We start from the raw sequence: 18958 nt of genomic DNA on the forward strand, positions 1-18958 counted from the left end.
CCAGGATGATGTCAGAGCGGGAAAGAAGGGATAGCGGTCTCCGCAATGGAGATGCCCGGCGTTTTGCCGGCTACCTTAAACAATCCGGCATGTCCTGCCTGGTTGTCGATCAGACCAAAGACCACGCTGTACTGGTATTCACAGGTCCTTTCGAAGGGGGTGAGGTAGTTTGGCGTTGTGAGTTTGTGACGCTGAAAGCCGAGTTGCAGCGGTTAATACTGGAAGGCTCCCGGGCAGTGGAAGGGTTGCGTAATTTTATCGAGATCGGTGATCCGGTTCCGGATGGCGTTCCACTTCGGGTGGGACTCGCGCTCACGCACATCGATGCAGCAGCGATAGACAAGATGATACTTATGATTCGTCAGTATAAAAATCTCAGGCGAGGTCGGCATGAATATGGCGAAGTTGTCCAGCTGCGCTGAGAGCCTTGTAGTCCGTTAATCCCTTACCGTTACGCCGCACCGCTCAAGATAGACGAGCACAAGTTCGCGATGTGTCTCACCGCATTGCCTGAGCAGCTCAAGAAATATTTTTCGGTGCACAATAACAGGCGATTGAGCTGTTGTGTGGGTACCCGCTTTTGGCGGGGGCGGTATGGCAGCTACCGGCGTTGCACTATCAAGTAATTCCGGTAGACCGGTTTCAAGGGCTTCCGCAATACGTTCGATATTGTCCAGGCCGATATTATGCTCGGCGCGCTCGACAGCGCCGATGTAGCTGCGGTTGAGTCCGCTGAGTTCGGCGAGTACTTCCTGTGACCAGCCGCGCCGGGTGCGCATCAATCGCACTCGCTGGGCCAGCCGCTTCCTTGCATTGGCTTTCATGGGGATCTATTACAGGGGAGCGGAGGAACAGCGTCCACAGACGAAATAGGGCAAATTGCCGCATATCGACTACATTCTGTATTTTTCGTGAAGGTGACAGTGTGACTTGTGCATTCCGTCGGCCTATATAGGCCGGTGCGGTTTCCCGAATGCCGTTCGGCAGATCGCGACACATGGGGTCCAGCAGGGAGTTGGGTGATGTGCCGAGTGCATGGGCCAGCTTTTGCAGGTTATCGATGCCGGCGCTGATTTCCCGGCGCTCTATTGCGCCGATATAGGTTCGGTGCAGCCCGCTGTGTTCAGCCAGCTGTTCCTGACTCCAGCCATTGAGCAGGCGAAACAGGCGCAGGTTCAATGACAGGGTTTGACGAATGTCAGGATTTGCTGCGGGCCTGTCACTTGTCATCTGGTGCGGCTTTCTGCGTTAGTGAGCCGCTTGCCCGGGCAAGGGTTCCCGGAGCAGGTATTCCGGGTCGATACGGGCATCGTTGAGACTGACGCTCCAGTGGAGGTGTGCCCCGGTGACGCGCCCGGTTTTACCCACTGCGCCGATAATGTCGCCACCGTGTACCGGCTGGCCGGGTTTTACATCGATACGGGACAGGTGGCAGTACATGGTGACAAGCCCCTGTCCGTGATCGATAAATACAGTGTTGCCGTTGAAAAAGAACTCACCGGTATCAACGATGCGACCACTGGCAGAGGCCTTGACGGGTGCCCCTTCCGGGGCGGCAAGATCAAGTCCGCTGTGTGGTTTACGCGGCTGGTTGTTGAAAAAGCGCCGCAGGCCGAAGGTGCTGCTTACCGGGCCATTAACCGGTAGCGTCAGTTGCAGCGTTTCGGGCACTTGCGGAGACCAGCTCGCCAGCGCTTTGCGGATACGTCGCTGTTCCTTGCCAATACGTGTCATGTCACGCTTTTCCGGATTGACCATATGCTTGTTTTTGAGCGTGATGTACTGCCGTTCATAATCCCGTTTCGTTACCCTGAAAGTGATTTCCTCTGTTTTGCCGGTCTGTTCCTGAATCACGAGTTTATGTTCGCCGGGTTTTGTGGCCAGTGGCAACCCGACCAGGGCGGCAGGTTTGCCCCCGTTATCTTTTACCAGCATCACCGGTTTGTTGTTATAGGTGGCTTTTGTAATTCCCTCGTAACCGTTCAGTGCAATGACAGCGATACCACCGGGAACCGGGTGGTTTTCCGGAAGTTGTAGCGCAAAGGCAGGCGACAGATACAGCAGGCAGGTGGCCAGCAGGTAGCGCAGGGTTTTTGTTGGTCCGGTTCTCATCATGATTCCGTATCGGTTACTGTGCTGAAAATACGACCTTTTGCCAGTCGGGTCTCCAGCGTATCTCCCGGCCTGGTCTGGCCACTATCTGTAATAATACTGCCATTACTGGCGGCGAGTGTAATCGAATATCCGCGCTGCAGGGTAGCCAGCGGGCTGACCGTTTCCAGTGTGCGGGACAGGGTGGCCAGTTCCCCCCGGTATTTCGATAACTGTATATTTATACAGTATCGCAGGCGCTGTGCCAAATCCCGGTTGCGAGCTTCCAGACTCTCCAGAAGACGGCCGGGGTGATGTTGCCGGAGTTTCGCGGACGCTGTTTGCAGCCGGGCCTGCCGCTGGGTGATCTGTTGCTGCATGGCGCGATTGAGCCGCTGTTCAAGTTCATCCAGCCGCTGTATCTGCTGGTCGAGGTAGTGCCCCGGGTGGCGTTGTTGAAGGCGGCGCACTAACCAGTCAAATTGCTCGTGCTGCCGCTGCAACCGCCTTGTGACCTGTTGCTTGAGGCGGATGGCGAGTTGCTTCACTCGCGTGATGACTTCATCCCTGTCCGGGCTGAGCAGCTCGGCAGCGGCAGAGGGCGTGGCGGCGCGTGCGTCGGCGACAAAATCTGTGATCACGACGTCGACTTCATGGCCGACGGCAGAAACCAGCGGCAATGAGCTGGCGGCAACGGCGCGGGCGACTTTCTCTTCATTGAACGGCCACAGGTCTTCCAGTGAGCCGCCGCCCCGGGTGAGCAGCAGAACATCACAGTCCGCGCGTTTGTTGGCGGTGCGTAATGCGGCGACAATTTCTTCTGCCGCGCCTTCGCCCTGCACCCGGGTAGGGTAAATAATCACCGGGATACCGGGAAAGCGACGTTTCAGTACCGTCAGTACATCACGTATGGCGGCCCCGCTCGGCGAAGTGATGACGCCAATACAGCGAGGCAGATCGGGTAGCGGTTGCTTACCGGCCTCGTCGAACAGGCCCTCGTTGAATAGCCGGGTTTTCAGCTCCTCGAAGGCCCGGCGCAGGGCACCATCCCCCGCTTCCTCCATCTGGTCGACAATCAGCTGGTAGTTGCCACGTGCCTCGTAGAGGCTGACCTGGCCACGGATCAATACCTGGGCGCCATTCTCCGGGCTAAAGCGCAGCCGCACGGCACGATTCCGGAACAGCGCACAGCTGACCTGGGCCCTGGCGTCCTTGAGAGTGAAATACAGGTGTCCGGAAGCGGGACGGGCGAGGTTGGAGATTTCGCCTTCTACCCACAGGCGCCCAAGGCCGGTTTCGAGCAGTTCGCGTGCCTCCTGGTTGAGGCGAGAGACCGTCAGGATGTTACGGGTGGGCTGTGTCATTGGGGCATTTTAGCTTAAAGGGGGCAGGGGTGGGGTTTGAGGGTTACTCCGGCCCGGGAATATCCGCCAGGCTCTGGATGCGGGCATGTGCAAGGCGGCCGATCAGTGCTCTGCGGCAGGGGTGCTGGTTCGATGGACGGGCTAATCGGGTATTTTCCTGTGACAGACAAGGATTTATCCGGTTTACCCGGAGGCCGCCGGAACCTATAATTAGCGGCTTCATTTCCGACCTGACCCTGGTGCCTGCATGCTGCGTATTACCGAACACGCCCTGACTTTTGATGATGTCCTGCTGTTACCTGCACATTCTTCGGTAATGCCCCGCGATGTCAGCCTTAAAACGCGCCTGACGCGTGATATCGAACTGAATCTGCCGCTGATCTCGGCGGCGATGGATACCGTCACCGAAGCGCGGCTGGCGATCGCCATGGCGCAGGAAGGTGGCATTGGCATCGTGCACAAGAACATGACCATCGAACAGCAGGCCGATCAGGTGCGGCGGGTCAAGAAATACGAAAGCGGGGTCATCAAGGATCCTATCACTGTTGCACCCGATACCAGTATTCGTGAAGTGCTGGAATTGACCCGGCAGCATGGCATTTCCGGCGTGCCGGTAGTTGAGGGTGACAAGCTGGTGGGGATTATCACCAACCGTGACACCCGCTTCGAGACACGTTTCGACGCCCCGGTGGCCTCTGTCATGACCGGTGGCGACAAGCTGGTGACGGTTCGTGAAGGTGCTGAACGAGATGAAGTCATTCGACTGCTGCACCAGCATCGTATCGAGAAGGTGCTGGTGGTGGATGACGCTTTTCGCCTGCGTGGCCTGATAACGGTAAAAGACATACAGAAAGCCAGCGACAAGCCCGATGCCTGCAAGGACGACCAGGCTCGTCTGCGTGTCGGCGCGGCGGTGGGCGTTGGAGCCGGAACCGATGAGCGTATTGACGCGCTGGTTAATGCCGGTGTCGATGTGGTGGTGGTGGATACCGCGCACGGCCACTCGCAGGGTGTACTCGACCGGGTCAGCTGGGTTAAAAAGCACTACCCGGATTTGCAGGTTATTGGCGGTAATATCGCGACGGCAGCTGCGGCACGCGCGCTGGTTGATGCAGGCGCGGATGCAGTCAAGGTCGGTATCGGTCCGGGCTCGATCTGCACCACGCGTATTGTCGCCGGCGTGGGTGTGCCGCAGGTAACGGCTGCCGCCAATGTTGCGCACGAACTGAAAGGCACCGGTATCCCGTTGATCGCCGATGGCGGTATACGTTACTCGGGTGACATGGCCAAGGCTATCGTGGCCGGTGCCTGGTCAATCATGGTCGGCAGTATGTTTGCCGGTACCGAGGAAGCGCCAGGTGAGGTCGAGCTGTACCAGGGCCGTTCCTACAAGTCCTACCGTGGTATGGGGTCACTGGGCGCCATGTCATCGCAGACCGGCTCCAGTGATCGTTACTTCCAGGAAGGTAGCGAGACCGACAAGCTGGTGCCGGAAGGTATCGAGGGTCGTGTGCCCTACAAAGGTCCATTGCAGCCGGTTATCCACCAGCTAATGGGTGGTCTGCGCTCCAGCATGGGTTACACGGGTTGTGCCTCTATCGAAGAAATGCGCACCAAACCCGAATTTGTACGTGTCACCGGCGCGGGCATGGCCGAGAGCCATGTGCACGATGTACAGATCACCAAGGAAGCACCCAACTATCGCTCCTGAGCGGTTTTCGTGGCCACGCGCCACAACCCATTACGGAACCATACTGTGTCTGATCACGATATCCATTCCCACCGCATCCTGATTCTCGATTTCGGTTCCCAGTACACCCAGCTGATTGCGCGCCGTGTGCGTGAAATCGGCGTGTACTGTGAAATACATCCCTGGGATATGGAAGACGAGGAAATACGCATCTTCCACCCGCACGGCATTATCCTGTCCGGCGGCCCCGAGACCGTGACAGAAGGTGAGGCGCCCACTGCGCCGGCGCTGGTGTTCGAACTGGGTGTGCCGGTACTGGGTATTTGCTATGGCATGCAGACCATGGCAGCGCAACTGGGCGGCAAGGTTGAAAATGCCGACCACCACGAGTACGGCTACGCCCAGGTACGCGCGCGCGGACATACCCGGCTGCTGAAAGACATCGAAGACCACACCAGTGACGAAGGCTATGGTTTGCTGGATGTGTGGATGAGTCACGGCGACCGGGTGGTCGAGCTGCCGCCGGGCTTCAAACTCATGGCGAGCACAGATGCTGCGCCGATTGCCGGCATGGCGGATGACGAACGCGGTTACTACGGTCTTCAGTTCCACCCGGAAGTCACACACACGCGTCAGGGTGAGCGAATCCTGCGGCGATTCATTGTCGATATCTGTGGTTGTGAGGTGTTATGGACGCCGGACAACATCGTCGAGGAAAGCATCAAGGCGGTGCGTGAACAGGTGGGTGATGCAGAAGTCCTGCTGGGCCTGTCCGGTGGCGTGGATTCTTCTGTTGTCGCGGCACTGCTGCACAAGGCGATTGGTGAGCAGCTGACCTGTGTGTTTGTCGATACCGGTCTGTTGCGCCACCAGGAAGGTGACCAGGTGATGGCCACCTTTGCCGAACACATGGGGGTGCGGGTGATCCGTATCGATGCCGAAAAACGTTTTCTTGATGCGCTGGGCAGTGAGTCCGACCCGGAGAAGAAACGCAAGATCATCGGTAACCTGTTTGTTGAAGTCTTCGAGGAAGAAGCCAACAAGCTGAAGAACGCGCAGTGGCTGGCGCAGGGCACCATCTACCCGGACGTCATCGAATCGGCCGGTGCGAAAACCGGCAAGGCGCACCTGATCAAGTCACACCATAATGTCGGTGGCTTGCCCGAGCACATGAAACTCAAGCTGCTGGAACCGCTACGCGAACTGTTCAAGGACGAAGTGCGCAAGCTGGGGGTGGAACTGGGCCTGCCCTACGACATGGTGTATCGCCACCCCTTCCCGGGTCCGGGTCTGGGCGTGCGTATCCTTGGCGAAGTCAAAAAGGAATACGCCGACATCCTGCGGCTTGCCGATCACATCTTCATCGAGGAACTGCGCAAGCAGGATCTCTATGACAAGACCAGTCAGGCGTTTGCCGTATTCCTGCCGGTCAAGTCGGTTGGCGTGACCGGCGACGGTCGCCGCTATGATTACGTGGTGGCGTTACGCGCCGTGGAAACGATCGACTTCATGACCGCACGTTGGGCACATCTGCCGTATGAATTTCTTGATCACGTTTCACGGCGCATCATCAATGAAATACAGGGTATTTCTCGCGTGACCTACGATATCTCCGGTAAGCCGCCGGCGACGATTGAGTGGGAGTAGGTAGAATTAATAACTTATTGATTTAGAATAATAAAAATACTCTCTATCGACAATATATTCGCATCATCAATGGTATTTTTCATGGTATTTTTGCGTGTAGTAAGGGAGAAAGCATCGATACCATGAGAGGCGATTTGATGCAGTCATGGTATTAGTCAGCACAGTTCTGATACCCGCTCTTGATCTAGGGTGTGGTTTTTGTGGGTTATAATCACGCCATGACAAAGTGACAAGGTCTACCACGGCCGAAGGCCACACGTCAGGTCGTCGCATATGGATGTGCCGCATGAACTGGATAGGATAACGACCTGACTGGCCGGAATTCCGCTATGACAAGCGAGCTCAAATAGCATGAGCTTGAATTTCGGCTGGTAAAGACGAGCGCTTCGAAGTCCCATTCGCAGAAGCCGGCAAGTTTATAAATGGTGCGCGAATGTGCATGTTAAGCAGGCGATTTTCTTGATTCACTCCCTGGGTTTTCACCCCGATTCCACTTCAGCAGATTCCATTGCACTTGACACTCTGTTTTTCGGAGTGGAAGGTACTCTGAAAAACAGAGTAAATGGGTTTAATCATGTCATCACCCTCACAGCAGACACTCAACCAGATCCACGCCATGATGAAAACCGGGCACGAGGGTGTTCGTGTAGAGCGGCACAGCCTGATACTGTGGGGACTGACCGCCGCATTGCTGGTGATTTTTACCAACGACCTGTTTAATGCGTCCTGGTTGAACGTGCACTGGATGCGGGTTGCCGCCCAGAATCTGTTTGTCGGAAGCGTACTCTTTGCGGTGGGGCTGTTGGATTATCACCTGACCCGCGAAAAACGCCGTCAGCGAAATGAAAGTATCACGTTTGTCCAACGGCAGGTCACCAAAATCTGGTGGTTACTGATTGCCCTGATCGTTGTGGTCAATGCCGGCGCCAACTATTTCGGCGGTGATTATGTGTTTCTGGGTATTGCCATCGTGCTGGCCGGTATTGCGGTGTTCATCAATGGCCTGTTTTCCGCGCAACCGATGGATTGGGCGGGGGGCTTGCTGATTGTCGCTGGACTGGCGTTACTGGCTGTTGGTTTGCCACGTATCGAGCAGGAATGGGTCGCGGCCAGTGTGTTTGGTATGGGTCTGCCTTTATTTGCGCTGGTTATCGACAAACCGGTGCTGGTGCGCCAATTTGCCATGCAGGTGATTTTGAGTCTTGTCTGGGTGGCAGCCGTGCTGGTGCCTGCGGCTATGGCCATCCATTGGTTTGACCGCGTCGAGACGCCCGCCGGACAACCGATCTCACTTGCCGAATACACCGACCAGAATATGGATCGAACCGGAGAGTGGATTGTTCATCTACCAGTGGGAACATCAGTTCCGATACGTTGGTCAATATCAGGCGATCCGGTTGAATCGGTTACCGATAGTGCGCCCCTGCTGCAGCTGAGCAAGGATCTGGATGTCGTTTTTGTCGATGGGCTACCGGATGGTCGTTATCGAATCGGCGAAGATGAATGTCGGCTAAGGAGACAGCATTCACGTATCAGGGTGAATGCGCTTCAACCCGAGATCGCAGACGGCCAGCTCATCGTTGACCTTAAAATCAAGCTGTCGCAGATTCAGTCATGAGCGCACCCATGGAAAAAACCACGCTCAGTATCACCAACGGGGACAGTGCTGCCGCAATCATGCGCGCAGCCGGCATTCACGAACCTGTCCTGCCGTGGCGCGATATCCTGCACGATGGACCGGTGCCGGGCGAGCTCACCCCGGACGAACTGGCAGCGGTGCGCGCACGGTTTCTGGCCCAGCCTCCCGTTGGCAACTATGAGGTGATTCTGCAGGGGTTCCGGGAACGCGATGATCGGGTGCGGGACTTTCGGCGCTTCAGGCGTGTGACGATCTGGCTGGAGCATGACCTGTACGATCAGCTTCAGTTATTGCAATTGCTGGATCGATTTGCCGAAGCTGACTGGGGTGAGACAGAACTCGGTTTGATCTGTATCGACCGTTTCCCGGGCATTGAACCGTTTTATGGTCTCGGCCAGCTCAATGCCGAGCAGATGGCAACGCTGGCTGGGTCGGAACAACCTGTCACAGAAGAACAACTGACACTCGGGCAGCAGGGTTGGCGGGCGTTTACCTCGGAAACACCCTTACCGTTGCAGACCTTCATGCACTCGGACCTGTCCGTATTGCCGTTTCTCAAAGCCGCGCTTGAACGCCATCTGGAAGAGTTTCCCGACAGCCGTAATGGCCTGTCACGTCATGAACGGCAGATTCTGGAACTGGTCGATTTCGGTATTGTCCGACCAGGCAGGTTGTTTGCAGCCCATCAGCAGTTGGAGGCTGCACCGTATCTGGGTGACTGGGGCTTCTGGAACCTTATCGAGGGGCTAACCAACGTAGAGAATGCCTTGCTGAGAACTTCGTCCGGTAGCCCGTTTGTTCGACCCCCTGATGTGCCAGCGGATGATACCTTCCGTGAACAGCAGCTTGAGCTAACACCGTTTGGTCGGTCAGTACTGAACAGCGAGGCCAACTGGATTGAACTTAATCCCCCGGATCGCTGGAAGGGCGGAGTACACCTGCATCCGGATAAATCGATCTGGTGCTGGGATAGTGATCGCAGGTCAATCGTCGAGAAAGGATCATGACAGACGAACGCACGCGATCAGCATCGAAAGGCATTGACACTCTGTTGCATCAACCGGTTCGCACCCGGTTGGCCGCTTTTCTGGCAACCCGAGGCGAGGCGACGTTTACTGAGTTGAAGAATGTGCTCGACATCACCGACGGTAATCTGGATGCGCATGTAAAAAAACTGCTGGCCGGCGGGTATCTGCTGGCGCGTAAGCATCAGGGAAAAGGTAGAGCGCAGACGCAGTACCGGCTGAGCGCCGCCGGCAAGCGCGCTTTTGAGTCGTATGTTCAGCAATTGAATGCATTATTGAATCTGGAACCCGGTACTGAGCAGGATCCCTCCGATGGCATAACCGGCTCTCTGCGTTTGTTGCACGAATGAACTCATTGATCCTGCGGAGGGCCAACCATGTCCGTGTCTGATATTCATGCTTATCACAAATTGATTACCGATTCCTACGATCATCGTAGCGAAAACTACAACGATAGTCTGCCGCATCGCGAGCAGGCGCAGCAACTGGTCGACTATTACCCGCCACCGGCAGCCGGCCGCGTATTGGATGTCGGCACCGGTACCGGTGCTGCGGCCTTTCATGCCGCCGAGTATGTGGGTGAAACAGGCGAAGTCCTGGGCGTTGATATTTCGAGCGGTATGATCAACAAAGCCACGGCCCTGTTGCAGGATTCGGGCCTTTCCCATGTCCGCTTTGTTCAGGCAGATGGAGAGCGGCTGCAACACACACAAGCGTATTTCGACCGCATCTATTGCGCCTCGGCGTTTTTCTGGATGACGGACAAACAGCAGACGCTGAATCACTGGTGCGAATTGCTGAAACCTGGCGGCCGGATCGGATTCCATGCATGGCCGGAGACCAGTTATGTGTGGGGTTATGTGGCCCGCCAGGCGCTCAAGACCCAGGGTGTGGAGTATCTGGCGCACTCGCCGTATGGCAGTGTCGAAATTATCACCGGGTTGTTGAACCGGGTCGGCTACGAAGACATTGATATAAAAATTATCGAATCCGGTCACTACCTCAGCCTGCAAGAGGCGATCGATGCCTGGATCAATGAGACGGATTATCCCATCGGGCAGTACCCGCATCCGGTGGCCGTGACGCCGCCGGACGTTTTGGAGCGGGCCCGGCATGTTTATATTCGGGAAATGGAGCATCGCAATACTGAAGAAGGGGTTTGGAATGACACGACGCAGTACTATGTTTATGCGAAAAAGCCCCAGAGCTGACGGAATCCATCTTGGACGGTGATCTGATACATGAACACCTTTAAGGTGCAGGCCTCAATTCTGTCAGCGCAGGCATTGCAGGAACAGATACTGTCGCGCTACAGGCTGGATTCCCCGGTCAGTTGCCGGTTACACAAATACGGTGTCAACGATACCTACCGGGTCAATGCTGCGGACAGTTTGTATTTTCTTCGCATCTATTCGCTGTGTTACTCCGAGTATGCGGCCATACAGCGTGAAGTCCGTTTGCTGCAGGCATTGAGAGAGCAAAATGTCTCGGTCGGGTGTCCGGTCGCTGATCGAGCGGGCGAAACCATACACCATATCCAGGCACCTGAAGGGCTTCGCTATGCGGTATTGTTCAGTGGTGGCCAGGGCAAGCAGATTGATGCCAAATTTGAATCGCAGATGGAAGCGTTAGGTGCTTGGGTCGGCAGATTTCATAGTGCGGCCGATGACCTTAATATGCCCGGTGTACGCGGCGATATGGATATCCAACGTATGGTCAATCGGAATGTACAATCAGTACTGCCAAGACTCCTGGATAGAGAACAAGACCGCGATTTTCTACAGACACTTGCCGGGCAACTGACTACAAAGCTATCCCAGCTTACTGGACAGTCGGCAGATACGGGTATCATTCATGGCGATCTGCATATGGATAATGCCGTATTCTCAGACAATCAAGAGATAACCGTGTTTGATTTTGCCGATAGCGGCATCGGCTGGCGCCTGTATGATCTGGGTGTTGCGCTGTTTTTGATTCGTACACGATTACAGGATACAGAACAACAAGATAGTGCCTGGAAAGCCTTACTGCGTGGTTACCGCAAGCACAGGTATCTGCCTGACGAGGCGGCAAGAAATGTCACGCTATTCGTGGCGCTCAAAATACTTTGGCTGCTTGATTTTCGCACCAGGGTAGGGGATCGGCACGGCGATGGCTGGCTCAATGACGAGTACTACGAAGCGGCCTTCAGTCGCTTGCGAAAGATTGCTCAGGATTTGGAACTTTTCTGAAAGACGGGTTCCTACCTTCAATCAAATCAGTCTTCGTAATAAGCGCTTCCACAAATAGCTGAATTGCGCGCGCTTGGTATTTATTAAAGGGTTTACTGAACATGGTATTCTATACGCGCACTGGCGCGTATTTAATCAAACGCCAGTTTCATCCCGACCGTAACTTTTTTCAGTCGCTTATCGCTTGTCCAAAGCCGGGTATTTTCCGCTAATGCGGTTGCAGCCAGTAGATGGACATCAATGTAGCCGATAGCCTTTCCCATCAGCTGATTTTGTTCTATGAAGTGCAATGCCTCTTCCGGAGAGGCGACAGGCGATTGCGGAAGGTCATTCAGCAGTCTGAGAATCTCTTCGCGGTTGCGCAAATTCCCGCATGCCAGTTCACCAATGACAAAAGGGTGCAGCAGTACCTGGTTACTATTAAGCAATTCGATAAGGTGGTTATTCCCGGCGCGCAGATGGTCAATCCAGATGGACGTATCGACCAGGATCACTTTGCGGTATCGGATTGGCGACGAGGTACCGGTTTCAGTTGGGGCTCACTTCCTCCCAGTCGAGCTAATCGGCGAGCGCTTTCCCGTTCAATCAAGGCGCGCAAACCTTCACGGACCAGTGCAACTTTCTCGCTCACCCCGGTAATCCGCTGAGCCTCTTCCAGTAATTGGTCATCTATATTCAATGTGGTTCTCATGGGTGACCCTCCTGACTGCCAAGCATCAATAATAGCATCAATTGATGATATATAAGATGCATAAGTTATGCAAGGTGATTTGGTTGACTCGCGCCCAGGTCACGGCCATCAACAAAAACTGATAACAGAACTTGCGGACTTGTGGCCTATAGGGCTTTAATGTTTAGTGTTAATTAGTAGCATTTCCCGAACATGGTATTTTTCATGGTATTTTCCACGCGCTGTAACGTAGAAGGCAGTAATACCATGCATGGCACATCGGCGTAATCATGGTATTAGCGGTCTGCACCTTGATGCGCTTTTCGAACGAGTGTGGCGTGATTTAGGGCTATAAACACGCCAAATATATCTATAATGTGGCGTGAATAAGTGCTAGAATCACGCCATGAGATGGATATGGCAACAACCAGGCTGGCCAGATTTTCGCTATGACAAGAGAGCACTCGAAGATCGGGAGCTTGCATTTCGCATAAATTCAGAGCGCCTGGCTGGCAGCTTTGATGCACTACCGATGGCATCTCAAGAGGATGCCGCGATTGACTTGATGCTTTCCGAGGCCATCAAAACCAGCGCCATTGAGGGCGAGGATCTGGACAGAGAATCGGTCAGGTCGTCACTACTTTCTCTGATTACATCGGATACGCTACCGGACAACTCAGACCAGAAAGCAGCGGGGGCTGCTTCGTTGCTGGTGGATGTACGCAAGAACTGGCAGACACCCCTGACGCATGACCTGCTGGGGAAGTGGCAATCCATGGCTGTCCCGGAACAGCGATACACGCCTGTTTTAAGAGGCGCATACCGCAACGATCCTTCTCCAATGCAAATTGTGAGTGGTCCGTACGGACGGGAAAAGGTTTACTATGAGGCCCCGCCAGCGACTCGGGTGCCTGATGAAATGGCGAGATTCCTCGACTGGTACAGTCAGACTTGCCCTTCGAATAGGGATAAGGAGATGTCTGGGATTGCCAGATCAGGAATTGCACACCTTTGGTTTGAAGTGATTCACCCCTTCGATGATGGTAATGGTCGAGTCGGCAGGGCGATTGCTGACCATGCGCTTTCGCAATCTCTTGGCTATCCGACCACGGCCTGTCTTGCTACGGCGATAGAGGCAGACAAAAAAACCTATTACTTGCAACTTGAGAAAGTGAGCCGTGGAAGCCTGGATGTTAACGTTTGGCTGGATTATTTCGCAGACACAATAATCAAGGCACAGGACATTGCCAGGGAAGAAGTAAACTTTGTACTGACCAAGACACGTTTTTATGAAGTCTATGGTAATCAGTTGAATGACCGGCAGGCCAGGATGGTGTCGCGGGTGTTCGCTGAAGGCCGTAAGGGTTTTGAAGGCGGAATAACGACAAAAAAATATGAAGCAATCACCAAATGCCCCAACCGAACGGCCAGCCGTGATCTTTCTGATCTGGTTGTCAAGGGGATTATCATGCCGTTACCGGGTGGTGGCAGAACAACACGTTACGCGTTGACCGTTGTCGGGCCGGATGGATTTAGCTCGGAGGGGAAATGATTCTCTGTGTGATTCAGCGATTTTTGTGTCAATTAGAAGGATTTTCTGAGGATGGTATTTTTCATGGCATTATCATTTAGCAGGAAAATAAATCATTGAAAATAAAAGTTAAAAAAGGCTTATTGATAATAGAGTGGGGGTAGGCCGTCTACACAAATGATTTATGTTGAGTTGCACTGAAAACTGAGCCAGGAACGGTACTGAGTATTGATCCGTAGCTGCAGCACTAACGTATTCAACAGGCACATGATACGGCCATATCTCATCTGGGCCACTGCAAGATGAAAATATCCACCTAAATTGGCTCCATATTCGACGCACTTCAGCATGTTTTCGCAAACACCCTAAAGCTGCCACCAATCAAGCCGTTAGATGTCCCTGAAGTGGTGAGTACCATCCTGCGATGGCACATCCACTATGCGTATAAAAATGCAGCAACTCAGGTGTTGCGAATTTAAATTAAAACAAGAATCGGAGAACAAGCATGGCCTTGGTTATCAATACCAATGGTGCCTCGTTGTCTGCGCAACGCGATTTATCCAGTGCTCAACAGTCAGTCAAAGTCTCTCTCCAGAGGCTGTCTTCGGGCCTGCGAATCAACAGCGCCAGGGACGATGCGGCTGGTTTGTTCAGCGTTGAACGCATGACCGCCGATATCCGCGGCATGAACCAGGCAATCCGCAATGCCAGCGATGGTATTTCCCTTGCGCAAACGGCAGAAGGATTCCCTGGCACAGATAAGCGACAGCCTGCAGCGGATACGTGAAATTGCCGTACAGGCCGCCAACGACACGGTGGAGGATCGCAGCGGCCTCCAGTCTGAGGTCAACCAGCTTACTCAGGAAATCTCCCGCATCGTGCAGAACACTGAGTTCAATGGTACGCGCCTGCTGTCCAGCGGCAGCACGCTGAAATTTCAGGTAGGGATGGATGGTACGGACAATAATCAAATAGAAATAGCGATGACCGATTTGACGGCGGCCACCACTACCCCATCCTCCCCGCCTCCAGGCGGAGCAGGTTTAGGTAGTGGTAGTGGTCAAATATTCATTACAGTGGATGTTGGCGCGATCATTATTTTCTTGTTCCATGCGCCCATTCATGAGTCAATCATTGCGCGTACTTTTCTGGAGTTTCTGCATCAATCCGAACATTAGCAGGTGAGGACATGGCACAACGATATAAAAAAGACCCGGAAGCCATTGCCAGACTCAATGCCGAGCAGTTTCGTGTGACCCAGGAAAGCGCCACCGAACGGCCAGGCAGCGGCGAGTATCTGCACAACGGAGCGCCGGGCCTTTACGTCGATGTCGTGTCCGGTGAACCGCTGTTTACCTCGGCGGACAAGTTCGATGCGGGTTGTGGCTGGCCCAGCTTCAGCAAGCCGGTGTCGGATGATTTCATCAACGAGGTGCGCGACTCAAGTCACAACATGATTCGTATCGAAGTGCGTTCGACCCATGGCGACAGTCATCTGGGGCATGTCTTTCCCGATGGGCCTTCGGAACGCGGCGGGCTGCGCTATTGTATCAATTCGGCATCCTTGCGTTTTGTGCCACTGGACGAAATGGCGACGCAGGGCTACGCGGAATATATTCCGCTGGTCACGGGAGAAAATCATGGCGATTGAAAAGGCACTTCTGGCAGGCGGCTGTTTCTGGGGAATGCAGGATTTGATCCGCAAACAGCCGGGCGTGGTGCGCACGCGCGTCGGTTACAGCGGCGGCGATGTAGCCCATGCGACCTACCGCAATCACGGCAGCCATGCCGAGGCAATCGAGATCGCGTTCGACAACGAAGTCACCCATTATCGCAAACTGCTGGCGTTCTTTTTCCAGATTCACAACCCCGCCACGCCGGATCGCCAGGGCAACGACCGCGGGGCATCGTACCGTTCGGAGATTTTCTACACCAGCGAGGAACAACGGCAGACTGCCCTGAAAACCATCGAGGATGTGAATGCATCGGGCCGCTGGCCGGGAGCGGTGGTGACCAAAGTCAGCCCGGCGGGCGATTTCTGGGAGGCTGAGCCGGAACACCAGGACTACCTGCAGCGCGTGCCCAATGGCTACACCTGCCATTTTCCGCGACCGGACTGGGTGCTGGATTGATACGTGTCGGGTTCGACAGGACTATTCCAGCCTGATCGTGGGACTGGCCACTCGATTGAGTGTACCGGGCCCGTGAATGGAAGCCTGGCCGGTAGTGCCCGCGGCCAAACCCGGCGGGCGGATGCCATGGCTCGGGTCGCCAGTACGGCACAACTTACGGACTGATATCAAGTATCCGTATCTCTCCGGCGACGACAGTTACTGCCATGCTGATAGCGCCCCAACCGGGTTTGTTCGCCCGGATGGTATAAGTGCCCGGGTCCAGGTCGAGGCTGTACTGGCCGTTGGCATCACTGAATACTCTGGCGAATTCGTCTCGCGTAGCCGGGTCCAGGGCCCTGACCCGTACTGCCTCTTCCAGTGCCCCGGATGCGTTGAATGTGGTTCCGGTTAACAGCGCCGTTTCCTGCGGGGGTGGGGGCGGCGGCGCTGTACCACTGCCAAAATCCACGGTGTGCGTCGCTCCGGCGACGACAGTTACTCCGAGGCTGGTAGCGCCCCAACCGGATTTATTGGCCCGAATTTCATAAATTCCCGGATCCAGGTCGAGGCTGTACTGGCCGTTGGCGTCACTGAACACCCGGGCGAATTCGTTACGTGTAGCCGGATCCAGGGCCCTGACCCGCACCCCTTGTTCCGGTGTGCCTGATGCATTGAACGTGGTCCCGGTCACCAGTCCCGTTCCCTCCTGGGGTGGGGGCGGTGGTGCACCGTTGCCGAAATCCACGATGTGCGTCGCCCCTGCGCCAGCGGTTACTGCAATGCTGATCGCGCCCCAGCCGGATTTGTTGGCCCGGATTTCATAAATTCCCGGATCCAGGTTGAGGCTGTACTGGCCGTTGGCGTCACTGAACACCCTGGCGAATTCGTTACGTGTAGCCGGATCCAGGGCCCTGACCCGCACCCCTTGTTCCGGTGTACCAGATGTGTTGAACGTGGTCCCGGTCACCAGTGCCAATGCCCCGGACGCGGCACCCTGAGAAACATCGATAACTGTGGAATCAACCGTGATGACGGTTGAATCGGCGCTGACGGGCTGTCCGGCAGCGCGAACGGATCTGCCTGAAAGCAAGCCAGGCACCAGCAGCACAAAATCGGCAACAAACGTGGCCGCGGTCCCCAGGAGGAACGATCGCCTTCCTCGATTAAAACGCATAAATCCAACTCCCCCATCATTCTTGTATTTTTTCGGGAATCAGGGTGGTGGCTCGGTGCACGAGCACACGCTTGAGCACAACGAAGTTCCCGCCGGGCAAGGACTGAAAGTAGTCTATCAGGTACACCATGGCAAGCAACTATGCCGGGTGCGGGTGGTATCTCCCGACTATGTTGATTCTCAGCCTTTTTCTGAACAATGATTACCTGCAGGAGCGACCAACTGGTCACTCCTGCAGGATCCTCATACTATTATAAGCTTATTGCTAGTCGTCGTCTTCGTCATCATCACCCTGAGGTACGATCTGCAGGGTCTTCAGGAATGCCACAACGGCTTTCTGATCGTCAACAGAGCTTGCCTCGAAGGCATCGCGCGAGGCACGACCTTCGCCACCGTGAAGCAGAATAGCCTCAGTGATTGTAGTAACGTCACCGCGGTGACCATAGGGATCGGTATTACCGACGTCCCACAGCTTGCGGGTCAGGAAGTACTCGGTGCCCGGCTTGCCTTCGAAGGCGTCATCCGGACGTCCTTGCGCGAGTTCCTCGTTGCAGAACCAGCGGATGGCGCCCGGACCTGGATCGTCACACAGGTTGTGACGTTTCATGTCGGTATAGGCACGGATAATGGCCGTGCCGTTGCGGCCCTTCTTCAGGCGTGGCTTGTCACCGTCTTTGGTCATGTCGAAGGAATAATCGGGGCAACCGTCAGCCGCGCCTGCACAGGTGCCCGGCGGGTTGAACGGGTTGGGTTCGACAAAGTCACGACTGCTCAATGCCATTTCCGGTACGTGACAGGATGTGCAACCGACGTCGTCGAAGATTTTCTCACCCTTCCTGACCTGCTTACGTGCTGCCTTGCCCCTGGGCTTCACCTGCACCGGCGTGGACAGTTGGGCCTGCCAGATCGAGATCGCAGTCTGGTCACCGATGGTCAGCTCGCGCTCGTAACCGTCGTTATCGTAGTCCGGATCGAAGCCCTTGGCCGGGTTCAGATCGAAGCGCTCTTCGGCCTGCATGCCGTGGTGGTGGTTCATGGCGTTGGTGGAGAATTCACGCAGCGAGATGACCTTGCCGGCCTGGTGGAAGGGCTTGATAATCAGATCGTGGTCAATACCGCCATCGGTGGCGACCACGGCACCGCCGGAGATCTCGATCTGGAAATCAACGCCCTTGGAGCTGATGGTGTGGACGCCGTCAGGCAGACCGGCAGCCGCGGCTTGCAGTTCCACCGTCATTTCACGGGCCAGCATTTCGATCGGGCCGGAACCGTGCATGGCAAGCGTATTTCGGTCATTGGCGTGTGTTGCATCGATATCCTGAGTGAGTGGATCCAGTGTCTGTGCGAGCACGAACACGTTGGCTACGAAGTCACCGGCACCACCTGGCTCCGGCTGAGCATGACAGCCAGCACAGGCATCAGAGTCAGGCGCGGAAGAACGGGTTTTAGCAACAATGTTAGCGCCCACGGCTCTACCTTCATCGTCAAATGTCGGAATAGCACGTTTGGCACCACCGCCGGTGGTCTCGGGACGGCCGCGGCCGTCACAGGTGTTGAACTTGGTGACAAACAACAGTTCGCCGTGATCGTTGATCTCGTCGAAACTGAGCGCGCCGCTGTTGATGTCCGTCTGTTCCAGGGATAAAGGGACCGTCGGCGAGTCCGCCTCGAGTCCGGGTGGACACTGTTTTTCGGTAGCGGCAAATGCGCTAAAGGGTGACGCTGCAAGTCCCAGCAATACAGCGATAGAAGTGGATGTGCGTGTCATTTTGTGTTCCTCCG

General features: G+C 55.3%; 20 protein-coding genes and 1 pseudogene. 13 read left to right on the forward strand and 8 right to left on the reverse strand.

The genetic code is table 11. The features are described from left to right. Window positions 1-8 precede the first annotated feature (8 nt). A complete protein-coding gene (locus DFR30_RS03520; RefSeq protein WP_165869077.1) occupies window positions 9-422 on the forward strand; it encodes a hypothetical protein in 414 nt (137 codons plus the stop codon). Window positions 423-437: 15 nt separating this feature from the next. On the opposite strand, the gene DFR30_RS03525 is transcribed toward DFR30_RS03520, so the two are convergent. The 4 genes and pseudogenes from DFR30_RS03525 to xseA form a co-directional block, all read right to left on the reverse strand. After that, window positions 438-824, reverse strand: a complete 387-nt coding sequence (locus DFR30_RS03525) for a helix-turn-helix domain-containing protein (RefSeq protein WP_132971360.1) — start codon at window positions 822-824, stop codon at window positions 438-440. A 250-nt stretch (window positions 825-1074) separates the two neighbouring features. Then, a pseudogene (locus DFR30_RS03530) lies at window positions 1075-1230 on the reverse strand (helix-turn-helix domain-containing protein); the annotation flags it as partial. Between the two features lie 18 nt (window positions 1231-1248). Then, entirely contained in the window at window positions 1249-2112 is an 864-nt protein-coding gene (locus tag DFR30_RS03535) for a M23 family metallopeptidase (protein WP_132974363.1), read from the reverse strand. Then, complete coding sequence (gene xseA, locus DFR30_RS03540) at window positions 2112-3455, reverse strand: exodeoxyribonuclease VII large subunit (RefSeq protein WP_132971361.1); 1344 nt, start codon at window positions 3453-3455, stop codon at window positions 2112-2114. The genes DFR30_RS03535 and xseA overlap by 1 nt, the downstream gene beginning before the upstream one ends. Before the next feature lie 250 nt (window positions 3456-3705). On the opposite strand from xseA, the gene guaB reads away from it, so the two are divergent. From guaB to DFR30_RS03575, 7 genes are all read left to right on the forward strand, one after another. Then, on the forward strand, window positions 3706-5166 hold the full coding sequence (guaB, locus tag DFR30_RS03545; RefSeq protein WP_132974364.1) for an IMP dehydrogenase: 1461 nt from the start codon (window positions 3706-3708) through the stop codon (window positions 5164-5166). Window positions 5167-5211: 45 nt separating this feature from the next. Continuing rightward, window positions 5212-6792, forward strand: a complete 1581-nt coding sequence (gene guaA, locus DFR30_RS03550; RefSeq protein WP_132971362.1) for a glutamine-hydrolyzing GMP synthase — start codon at window positions 5212-5214, stop codon at window positions 6790-6792. A gap of 574 nt (window positions 6793-7366) precedes the next feature. Continuing rightward, the gene (locus DFR30_RS03555) at window positions 7367-8410 is read left to right on the forward strand and encodes a hypothetical protein (RefSeq protein WP_132971363.1); all 1044 of its coding nucleotides are present in this window, start codon (window positions 7367-7369) and stop codon (window positions 8408-8410) included. Beyond that, a complete protein-coding gene (locus tag DFR30_RS03560) occupies window positions 8407-9438 on the forward strand; it encodes a DUF1835 domain-containing protein (RefSeq protein WP_132971364.1) in 1032 nt (343 codons plus the stop codon). Before DFR30_RS03555 ends, DFR30_RS03560 begins: the two co-directional genes overlap by 4 nt. Further along, a complete protein-coding gene (locus DFR30_RS03565) occupies window positions 9435-9806 on the forward strand; it encodes a transcriptional regulator (RefSeq protein WP_207891796.1) in 372 nt (123 codons plus the stop codon). Before DFR30_RS03560 ends, DFR30_RS03565 begins: the two co-directional genes overlap by 4 nt. 27 nt (window positions 9807-9833) lie before the next feature. Then, window positions 9834-10667 carry a class I SAM-dependent methyltransferase gene (locus tag DFR30_RS03570; protein WP_132971366.1) on the forward strand — a complete coding sequence of 278 codons (834 nt, stop codon included), beginning with the start codon at window positions 9834-9836 and terminating at the stop codon, window positions 10665-10667. A gap of 30 nt (window positions 10668-10697) precedes the next feature. Next, the gene (locus tag DFR30_RS03575) at window positions 10698-11687 is read left to right on the forward strand and encodes a phosphotransferase enzyme family protein (protein ID WP_132971367.1); all 990 of its coding nucleotides are present in this window, start codon (window positions 10698-10700) and stop codon (window positions 11685-11687) included. 131 nt (window positions 11688-11818) lie between these two features. Here the strand turns inward: DFR30_RS03575 and DFR30_RS03580 are convergent, their stop codons facing one another. Continuing rightward, entirely contained in the window at window positions 11819-12181 is a 363-nt protein-coding gene (locus DFR30_RS03580; RefSeq protein WP_132971368.1) for a type II toxin-antitoxin system VapC family toxin, read from the reverse strand. Continuing rightward, the gene (locus tag DFR30_RS03585; RefSeq protein WP_132971369.1) at window positions 12178-12378 is read right to left on the reverse strand and encodes a type II toxin-antitoxin system VapB family antitoxin; all 201 of its coding nucleotides are present in this window, start codon (window positions 12376-12378) and stop codon (window positions 12178-12180) included. The genes DFR30_RS03580 and DFR30_RS03585 overlap by 4 nt, the downstream gene beginning before the upstream one ends. 385 nt (window positions 12379-12763) lie before the next feature. On the opposite strand from DFR30_RS03585, the gene DFR30_RS03590 reads away from it, so the two are divergent. From DFR30_RS03590 to msrA, 5 genes are all read left to right on the forward strand, one after another. Further along, window positions 12764-13909 (forward strand): Fic family protein, encoded by a 1146-nt coding sequence (locus tag DFR30_RS03590; RefSeq protein WP_132971370.1) that lies wholly within the window; start codon window positions 12764-12766, stop codon window positions 13907-13909. A 484-nt stretch (window positions 13910-14393) separates the two neighbouring features. Continuing rightward, on the forward strand, window positions 14394-14675 hold the full coding sequence (locus DFR30_RS14745) for a flagellin N-terminal helical domain-containing protein (protein ID WP_424565397.1): 282 nt from the start codon (window positions 14394-14396) through the stop codon (window positions 14673-14675). Further along, window positions 14593-15066, forward strand: coding sequence for a flagellin N-terminal helical domain-containing protein (locus tag DFR30_RS14750; protein ID WP_424565398.1), 474 nt, complete (start codon window positions 14593-14595; stop codon window positions 15064-15066). Before DFR30_RS14745 ends, DFR30_RS14750 begins: the two co-directional genes overlap by 83 nt. 11 nt (window positions 15067-15077) lie before the next feature. Continuing rightward, window positions 15078-15539: a peptide-methionine (R)-S-oxide reductase MsrB gene (msrB, locus tag DFR30_RS03600; RefSeq protein WP_132971371.1), complete on the forward strand. Its 462-nt coding sequence runs from the start codon at window positions 15078-15080 to the stop codon at window positions 15537-15539. Continuing rightward, window positions 15529-16020, forward strand: a complete 492-nt coding sequence (gene msrA, locus DFR30_RS03605; protein ID WP_207891797.1) for a peptide-methionine (S)-S-oxide reductase MsrA — start codon at window positions 15529-15531, stop codon at window positions 16018-16020. Before msrB ends, msrA begins: the two co-directional genes overlap by 11 nt. Before the next feature lie 154 nt (window positions 16021-16174). Here msrA and DFR30_RS03610 read toward each other — a convergent pair whose 3' ends face one another. After that, on the reverse strand, window positions 16175-17176 hold the full coding sequence (locus DFR30_RS03610) for a carboxypeptidase-like regulatory domain-containing protein (protein ID WP_132971372.1): 1002 nt from the start codon (window positions 17174-17176) through the stop codon (window positions 16175-16177). A 265-nt stretch (window positions 17177-17441) separates the two neighbouring features. Continuing rightward, window positions 17442-18944, reverse strand: coding sequence for a di-heme oxidoredictase family protein (locus tag DFR30_RS03615; protein WP_132971373.1), 1503 nt, complete (start codon window positions 18942-18944; stop codon window positions 17442-17444). Between the last annotated feature and the right edge of the window lie 14 nt (window positions 18945-18958).

This window comes from Thiogranum longum (assembly GCF_004339085.1).
Classification (GTDB): Bacteria; Pseudomonadota; Gammaproteobacteria; order DSM-19610; family DSM-19610; genus Thiogranum; species Thiogranum longum.